The organism is Halomonas sp. 707D4, from assembly GCF_024158685.1.
GTDB lineage: Bacteria > Pseudomonadota > Gammaproteobacteria > Pseudomonadales > Halomonadaceae > Vreelandella.
Map to the genome: position 1 here is coordinate 1 of NZ_JAMZBD010000142.1, position 6,952 is coordinate 6,952.

6 protein-coding genes are annotated in these 6,952 nt (G+C 65.4%); 5 read left to right on the forward strand and 1 reads right to left on the reverse strand.

Annotated elements, in window-relative coordinates:
• Nucleotides 1-387: peptidylprolyl isomerase (locus BIS11_RS08015; RefSeq protein ID WP_253585901.1), on the reverse strand; the 387-nt coding region annotated here is incomplete at its 3' end.
• A gap of 155 nt (nucleotides 388-542) precedes the next feature.
• On the opposite strand from BIS11_RS08015, the gene BIS11_RS08020 reads away from it, so the two are divergent.
• From BIS11_RS08020 to BIS11_RS08040, 5 genes are all read left to right on the forward strand, one after another.
• On the forward strand, nucleotides 543-2,222 hold the full coding sequence (locus BIS11_RS08020) for a glutamine--tRNA ligase/YqeY domain fusion protein (RefSeq protein ID WP_253418256.1): 1,680 nt from the start codon (nucleotides 543-545) through the stop codon (nucleotides 2,220-2,222).
• Between the two features lie 10 nt (nucleotides 2,223-2,232).
• Nucleotides 2,233-3,621, forward strand: coding sequence for a cysteine--tRNA ligase (gene cysS / locus BIS11_RS08025; RefSeq protein WP_253418259.1), 1,389 nt, complete (start codon nucleotides 2,233-2,235; stop codon nucleotides 3,619-3,621).
• A 149-nt stretch (nucleotides 3,622-3,770) separates the two neighbouring features.
• Nucleotides 3,771-4,631, forward strand: a complete 861-nt coding sequence (locus tag BIS11_RS08030; protein WP_253418331.1) for an ABC transporter substrate-binding protein — start codon at nucleotides 3,771-3,773, stop codon at nucleotides 4,629-4,631.
• Nucleotides 4,632-4,700: 69 nt separating this feature from the next.
• Nucleotides 4,701-5,831 carry an ABC transporter permease gene (locus BIS11_RS08035; protein ID WP_253418262.1) on the forward strand — a complete coding sequence of 377 codons (1,131 nt, stop codon included), beginning with the start codon at nucleotides 4,701-4,703 and terminating at the stop codon, nucleotides 5,829-5,831.
• Complete coding sequence (locus tag BIS11_RS08040; protein WP_253418265.1) at nucleotides 5,828-6,793, forward strand: ABC transporter ATP-binding protein; 966 nt, start codon at nucleotides 5,828-5,830, stop codon at nucleotides 6,791-6,793. Before BIS11_RS08035 ends, BIS11_RS08040 begins: the two co-directional genes overlap by 4 nt.
• Nucleotides 6,794-6,952 lie beyond the last annotated feature (159 nt).

Sequence of the window (6,952 nt, forward strand, 5' to 3'; positions counted from 1 at the left end):
GCCGTCGGTCACTTCACCGAACACCGCGTAGCCCCACCCCTGCAGGTTCTTGCCGCTGTGGTTCAGGAAGGCGTTGTTGCCGACGTTGATGAAGAACTGCGCGGTCGCGGAATGCGGGTCCTGGGTACGCGCCATGGCGACGGTGCCGATGGTGTTCTGAAGGCCGTTGTCGGCTTCGTTCTCGATCGGCTCGCGGGTGGGTTTTTGCTCGAAGGACTGGTCGAAGCCGCCGCCCTGCACCATGAAGCCATCGATCACGCGGTGGAACAGGGTGCCGTCGTAGAAGCCGTCGCGCACGTACTGCTCGAAGTTGGCGGCGGTCTTCGGCGCCTTCTCGTGGTCAAGCGTGATGGTGATGTCACCCAGGGTGGTCTGTAATACGATCATGGATAAATTCCTGTTGAATAAAGGCGTTCGCCTTGGCGCTGTGCATCGGCGTCGCGTTATAATAGCGGTTTTGCCCGGCGCCGCGAAGCGCTACGGTTTCAGCGTAGGCGCCCGGCGCCCGGCACGCCATCCACTGTGAGGTTAGCGACACCACCATGACCAACGAGACCACCAAAGCCCCGAACTTCATTCGCAACCAGGTGAGCGACGAGATCGAGCGTGGGCAGGTCACCCAGATCGTGACCCGTTTTCCGCCGGAGCCCAACGGCTTCCTGCACATCGGTCATGCGAAGTCGATCTGTCTGAACTTCGGGTTGGCCGAGGAACTCGGTGGTGACTGTCATCTGCGCTTCGACGACACCAACCCGGCGAAGGAAGAGCAGGCCTACATCGACGCCATCAAGGAGGACGTCGCGTGGCTGGGCTTTGAGTGGGCGGGCGAGGTGCGTTTCGCCTCCAGCTATTTCGACCAGCTCTACGCCTGGGCCCAGCACCTGATTCGAGAAGGCAAGGCCTACGTCGACGATCTCTCCCCGGACGAGATCCGCGAGTACCGCGGCACGCTCACCGAGCCGGGCCGGCCGAGCCCCCACCGCGAGCGGGGCGTCGAGGAGAACCAGGAGCTGCTCGAGCGCATGCGCGTCGGCGAGTTCGCTGAAGGTGAGAAGGTGCTGCGCGCCAAGATCGACATGGCCTCGCCGAACATCAACCTGCGCGACCCGATCCTCTACCGCATTCGCCACGCAAGCCACCACCAGACCGGCGATACCTGGAAGATCTACCCCTCCTACGACTTCACCCACGGCCAGTCGGATGCCATCGAAGGCGTTACCCACTCGATCTGCACCCTGGAGTTCGAGGATCACCGCCCGCTCTACGAATGGTTCCTGAACAACCTGCCGGTACCCAGCAAGCCGCGCCAGATCGAATTCGCGCGTCTGAATCTCGACTACACCCTGACCTCCAAGCGCAAGCTGAAGCTTCTGGTCGACGAGGGCATCGTCGATGGCTGGGACGACCCGCGCATGCCGACGATCTCCGGCATGCGCCGGCGCGGCTACACTCCGGCCTCCATCCGCAAGTTCTGCGAGATGATCGGCGTCACCCGTGCCGACGGCGGTCTGGTCGACATCGCCATGCTGACCCACGCGATCCGCTCGGATCTTGAGGACAACGCCCCGCGCGCGATGTGCGTCATCAACCCGTTGAAGGTGGTGCTGACCAACGTCGAGGAAGGTTTCGAGGAGGTCTACGAGGTACCGGGGCACCCGGCCCGCGAGGACATGCCCGTGCGCCGCGTGCCTTTCACCCGCGAGCTCTACATCGACCGCGACGACTTCATGGAGGAGGCGCCGAAGAAGTTCTTCCGCCTGGCGCCGGGCAAGGAAGTACGCCTGCGCAACAGCTACGTCATTCGCTGCGACGAGGTGATCAAGGACGACGCCGGCGAGATCACCGAGCTTTGCTGCTCGGTGGATTTCGACACCCTGGGCAAGAACCCGGAAGGGCGCAAGGTGAAGGGCGTGATCCACTGGGTGAGCGCGACCCACGGCGTGCCCATGGAGGTGCGCCTCTACGACAATCTGTTCATGGTCGAGCAGCCGGACCGCGACAAGGACGCCGACTTCCTCGAGCACCTGAACCCGGAGTCGCTGGTGATCCGCCAGGCGATCGGCGAGCCGAGCCTGGCGGATGCCGCCCCGGAGTCGCGCTACCAGTTCGAGCGGGTAGGCTACTTCTGCGCCGATCGCCATCTCTCCACTCCCGAGAAGCTGGTCTTCAACCGCACCGTGGGCTTGAAGGACTCCTGGGCGAAAATTCAGAAAAAAGGCTAAGAGGCGCGCCATGCACATCTACAACACGCTCACCCGCCGCAAGGAGGCGTTCACGCCCATCGAACCCGGCCGAGTGAGCATGTACGTCTGCGGCATGACGGTGTACGACTACTGCCACCTGGGCCACGCCCGGGTGATGGTGGCGTTCGACGTGATCACGCGCTATCTGCGCCATCGCGGGTTTGAGGTCACCTACGTGCGCAACATCACCGACATCGACGACAAGATCCTAAAGCGCGCCGAGGAGAACGCCGAGTCGATCACCTCGCTCACCGAGCGCATGATCGACGCGATGCACGAGGACGAGGCGCGCCTCGGGGTGCTGCCGCCGTCCCGCGAGCCCCGGGCCACCGGCCACATCGACGAGATCGTCGCGATGATCGAGACGCTGATCGACAAGGGCTTCGCCTACGCCGCCGACAACGGCGACGTCTACTACCGCGTGCGCCGGTTCGACGGCTACGGCAAGCTCAACAACCGGCAGCTCGACGACATGCGCGCAGGCTCCCGGGTCGAGGTCGACACCCACAAGGAAGACCCGCTCGACTTCGTGCTGTGGAAAGCCGCCAAGCCGGGCGAGGCGCACTGGGCCTCGCCCTGGGGCGACGGCCGCCCGGGCTGGCACATCGAGTGCTCGGCGATGTCGACCTGCTGCCTGGGCAACACCTTTGACATCCACGGTGGCGGCCCGGACCTGACCTTCCCGCACCACGAGAACGAGATCGCCCAGAGCGAGGCCGCCACCGGCCAGACCTACGTCAACACCTGGATGCACGCCGGTGCCGTACGGGTCGACCAGGAGAAGATGTCCAAGTCGCTGGGCAACTTCTTCACCATTCGCGACGTGCTCGAAGAGCACGACCCGGAAGTGGTGCGCTATCTTCTGGTGGCGAGCCACTACCGCAGCCCGATCAACTACTCGGTGGGCTCGCTTCTCGAGGCGCGCAAATCCTTGATCCGCTTCTATACCGCCCTCGAAGGCGTCGACGCCGCGGCAGAGGGTGATGTGGAAACGCCGTACGCGGCGCGCTTCGAGCAGGCCATGGACGACGACTTCAACACGCCGGAAGCGCTGGCGGTGCTGTTCGAGCTCGCCCGCGAAGTGAACCGGTCCAGGACCGACGCGCCTGAGCGCGCCCCGCTTCTGGCATCGGAGCTCGTCCGTCTGGGCGGCGTACTGGGTCTTTTGCAACAGCCACCCGAGGCGTTTCTCAAGGGGGCGAGCGCGAAGGCGGCGATCAGTGACGCCGACATCGAGATGAAAATCGCAGAGCGTCAGCAGGCGAAAACGGACAGGGATTTTGCCCGGGCCGACGCCATTCGCGACGAGCTTGCAGCGCTTGGCGTGGTGCTCAAGGATTCGCGGGAAGGCACCACCTGGGTGATCGAAACGCCCTGAGCCGTGGCGCTGGGCGGCAGGCCACCTATACTCAAGCCATCGCAAGAAACCGTCACAAGAAACCGTCGCTAGATGAGCCAATTGACAAAAGGATGATGACGATGCGCTCGATCGTGAAAACCGCGCTGGGTGGGCTGGCGCTTACGTGGATGGCCGGCACGGCCCAGGCCGATGAGCCGGTGGTGGTGTCGTCGAAGATCGATACCGAAGGTGCCGTGCTCGGCGAGCTGATCATCCAGGCGCTGGAGCGCGAGGGAATCCCGACCGAGAACCGCCTGCAGCTGGGTGCGACCAGCGTAGTGCGCAGCGCCATTCAGGCCGGCGAGATCGACCTTTACCCGGAGTATACCGGCAACGGCGCGTTCTTCTACGACATGACCGACAGCCCCGTCTGGAACGATGCGGAGCAGGCCTATGAAACCGTGCGCGAGCGCGACGCCGAACAGGGGCTCGTGTGGCTGTCGCCGGCCAGTGCCAACAACACCTGGGCGATGAGCATTCGCGCCGACGTTGCCGAAGAGAACGAGCTCGTGACGCTGGAGGACCTGGCGGCGTACCTGGAGCAGGGGGGCGAGTTCAAGTTCGCCGCCAGCGCCGAATTCGTCGAATCCGCCCAGGCGTTGCCCGCCTTCCAGGAAGCCTACGGCTTCGAGCTCTCCGATGATCAGCTTCTGGTGCTCTCCGGCGGCAACACTGCCGCCACCATGCGTGCCGCCGCCCAGCAGACCAGCGGCGTCAACGCCGCCATGACCTACGGGACCGACGGCGGGCTGAACGCTCTGAATCTGGTCGTGCTCGAGGATACCCTCGGCGTTCAGCCGATCTACCAGCCTGCGCCGGTGGTGCGTGAAAGCGTGCTCGAGACCTACCCGGAAATCGAGTCAAGCCTCGACGCCGTGTTCGAGACGCTGGATCTCGAAACGCTCCAGCGCCTGAATGCCGACGTGGCCGTCAACGGCCTGTCACCGGATCAGGTCGCCCGCGACTATCTCGACACTCTCGGCGAGTGACGAAACGTGCCTGGAGGGGTGGTCATCGTCAACGCAAGTGAGCGGCACCCATCCCCCAACGTCGTTCTGATGGCGCTCGGCATCGTCATGCTGGGCGCCGTGTGGCTGCTCGGGGTCGTCAGCGTCGCGCCCAACCGCATCGTGCCCGGTACTTCCTATCCTCTGGTCGCGGCGCTGGGCATGCCCGGCGCGCTTCTGGTCACGCTGCTGCTCGGCGCCATGACGGCGCTGGCACTGCGCCCCACACGCATCCACTACCTGGCGATGCTGTTGCTGCTTTGCATGGTGCTGCTCCTGATGCCTTTCGGGCTCATGGTGGCCGGTCATTTCCTGATCGACCCGACGCTGCCCCAGGCGCGCCTGGGGCTTGGCGCAGCGTACTGGACGCTTGCCTTCGTATTGCTGCTCTATCTCGTCGAGCTGCGCCTGCGCCTTGCCCTCAAGCGGCTGCCCACGGCGCTCTTGCTAATGGCCGTGGCGCTCGCCTGGTGGCTCTGTGCACGGCTGTGGCTGGATGATCTTGCCCTCGTGCAGGAGTTCCAGGCGCGTCGCGGGGCGTTCTTCTCCGCCCTGCGCCAGCACGTGCTGCTTGTGGGCGTCTCGGTGGGCAGCAGTCTTCTCCTCGGCCTTGCCCTGGCGCTGGCCATGCACCGTTTTTACCGCCTTCGCAAGGCGGGGTTCGTGCTGCTCAATTTCCTGCAGACCATACCGAGTCTTGCCCTGTTCGGGCTGCTTCTGGCGCCGCTGGCCTGGCTCGGTGCCAACGTCACCTGGCTGGGCAATCTCGGCGTCAGTGGCATCGGCAACACCCCGGCGCTGATCGCGCTGATCGCCTACAGCCTGCTGCCCATCGTGCGCAATACCTTCATCGCCCTCGAGCAGGTACGCCCGGATACTCTCGAAGCCGCCACGGCAATGGGCATGCGCGGGCATCAGCGCTTCTGGCAGGTGCGCTTTCCGCTGGCGCTGCCGGTGCTGATCGAAGGGGTGCGCATCACGACCGTCCAGGCGGTCGGGCTGACCGCCGTGGCCGCGTTGATCGGCGCCGGGGGGCTGGGCACCTTCATCTTCCAGGGCCTTGGCCAGGCGGCCATGGACATGGTGCTGCTCGGGGCGCTGCCGATCGTGGCCATGGCCCTGATCGCCGATGCCGCTCTCGGTGCACTGGCCGACATCACCCGTCATGGAGGCGCGACGTGATCGAACTCAACAAGGTGTCCAAGCGCTTCGGCGAGGCGCTGGCCGTCGACGACATCTCGCTGCGCGTGGAGAAGGGCTCGTTCTGCGCGCTGGTCGGCACTTCCGGCTGCGGCAAGTCGACCACGCTTCGCATGATCAACCGGCTCATCCCGCACAGCGACGGCGAGATCACCATCGACGGCCAGCCGATCGAACAGCTCGACCCGGTCAGGCTACGCCGGCGTATCGGCTACGTGATACAGAGCACCGGGCTGTTTCCGCACTGGAACGTGGCGCGCAACATCGCCCTGGTGCCCCGGCTTCTCAAGTGGCCGGCCGAGAAGGTCGACGCCCGGGTCGAGGAGCTGATGGCGCTTCTCGGGCTGCCTTTCGACGAGTTCGCCGCCAAGTACCCGCACCAGCTCTCCGGCGGCCAGGCCCAGCGGGTAGGGGTGGCCCGGGCGCTGGCCGCCGACCCGGACATTCTGCTAATGGACGAGCCCTTCGGCGCCCTCGATCCGCTCACCCGCGACAAGCTCCAGGAGGAGCTCGCCAGGCTCCAGGCCAGGCTGCACAAGACCGTGGTGTTCGTCACCCACGACATGGACGAAGCGCTCAAGCTCGCCGACCATCTGGTGGTGATGCGCGACGGGCGCATCGTCCAGCAGGGCAGTCCGCTGACGCTTCTGCGCCACCCCGCCGACCCCTTCGTGGAGTCGCTGCTGGGGGGACTCGAGCGCGGGCTCAAGCAGGCGGGGCTCACCCGGGTCAAGGAGCACATGACATCGCTTGGCCCCCAGGTGCCGGCCCATTCGCGCATCCCGAGCGACTTCACCCTGCGCCAGGGGCTTTCGATGATGCTGCGTGATCACACCGAGCGTCTCACCGTGGTCGATGCAAGCGACGTACCCGTCGGCGAGCTGTCGCTGCGACGGCTGATCAAGGAGTCCCAGAGCGAGCGAGGTGCGCCCCGTGCAGGCTAGGGGCGCCGTTTCCATCGCGCGTACGCGGCCGAACTGGCTGCCGGCCCTCGGCTTTGCGCTGCTTCTGGGCCTGGCGCTCTTCGGCATGGAGTTTCTGGAGCCGTTCTTTCGCTGGGTGGAACCGGAGGCGCGCAGCGTCGTCTATGCCCGGGCGAGCTT

Excerpts from the sequence above, each read along its gene's own strand:
- BIS11_RS08020 (WP_253418256.1), top strand. The coding sequence starts at position 543 with ATGACCAACGAGACCACCAAAGCCCCGAACTTCATTCGCAACCAGGTG.
- cysS (WP_253418259.1), top strand. The coding sequence starts at position 2,233 with ATGCACATCTACAACACGCTCACCCGCCGCAAGGAGGCGTTCACGCCC.
- BIS11_RS08030 (WP_253418331.1), top strand. The coding sequence starts at position 3,771 with ATGGCCGGCACGGCCCAGGCCGATGAGCCGGTGGTGGTGTCGTCGAAG.
- BIS11_RS08035 (WP_253418262.1), top strand. The coding sequence starts at position 4,701 with ATGGCGCTCGGCATCGTCATGCTGGGCGCCGTGTGGCTGCTCGGGGTC.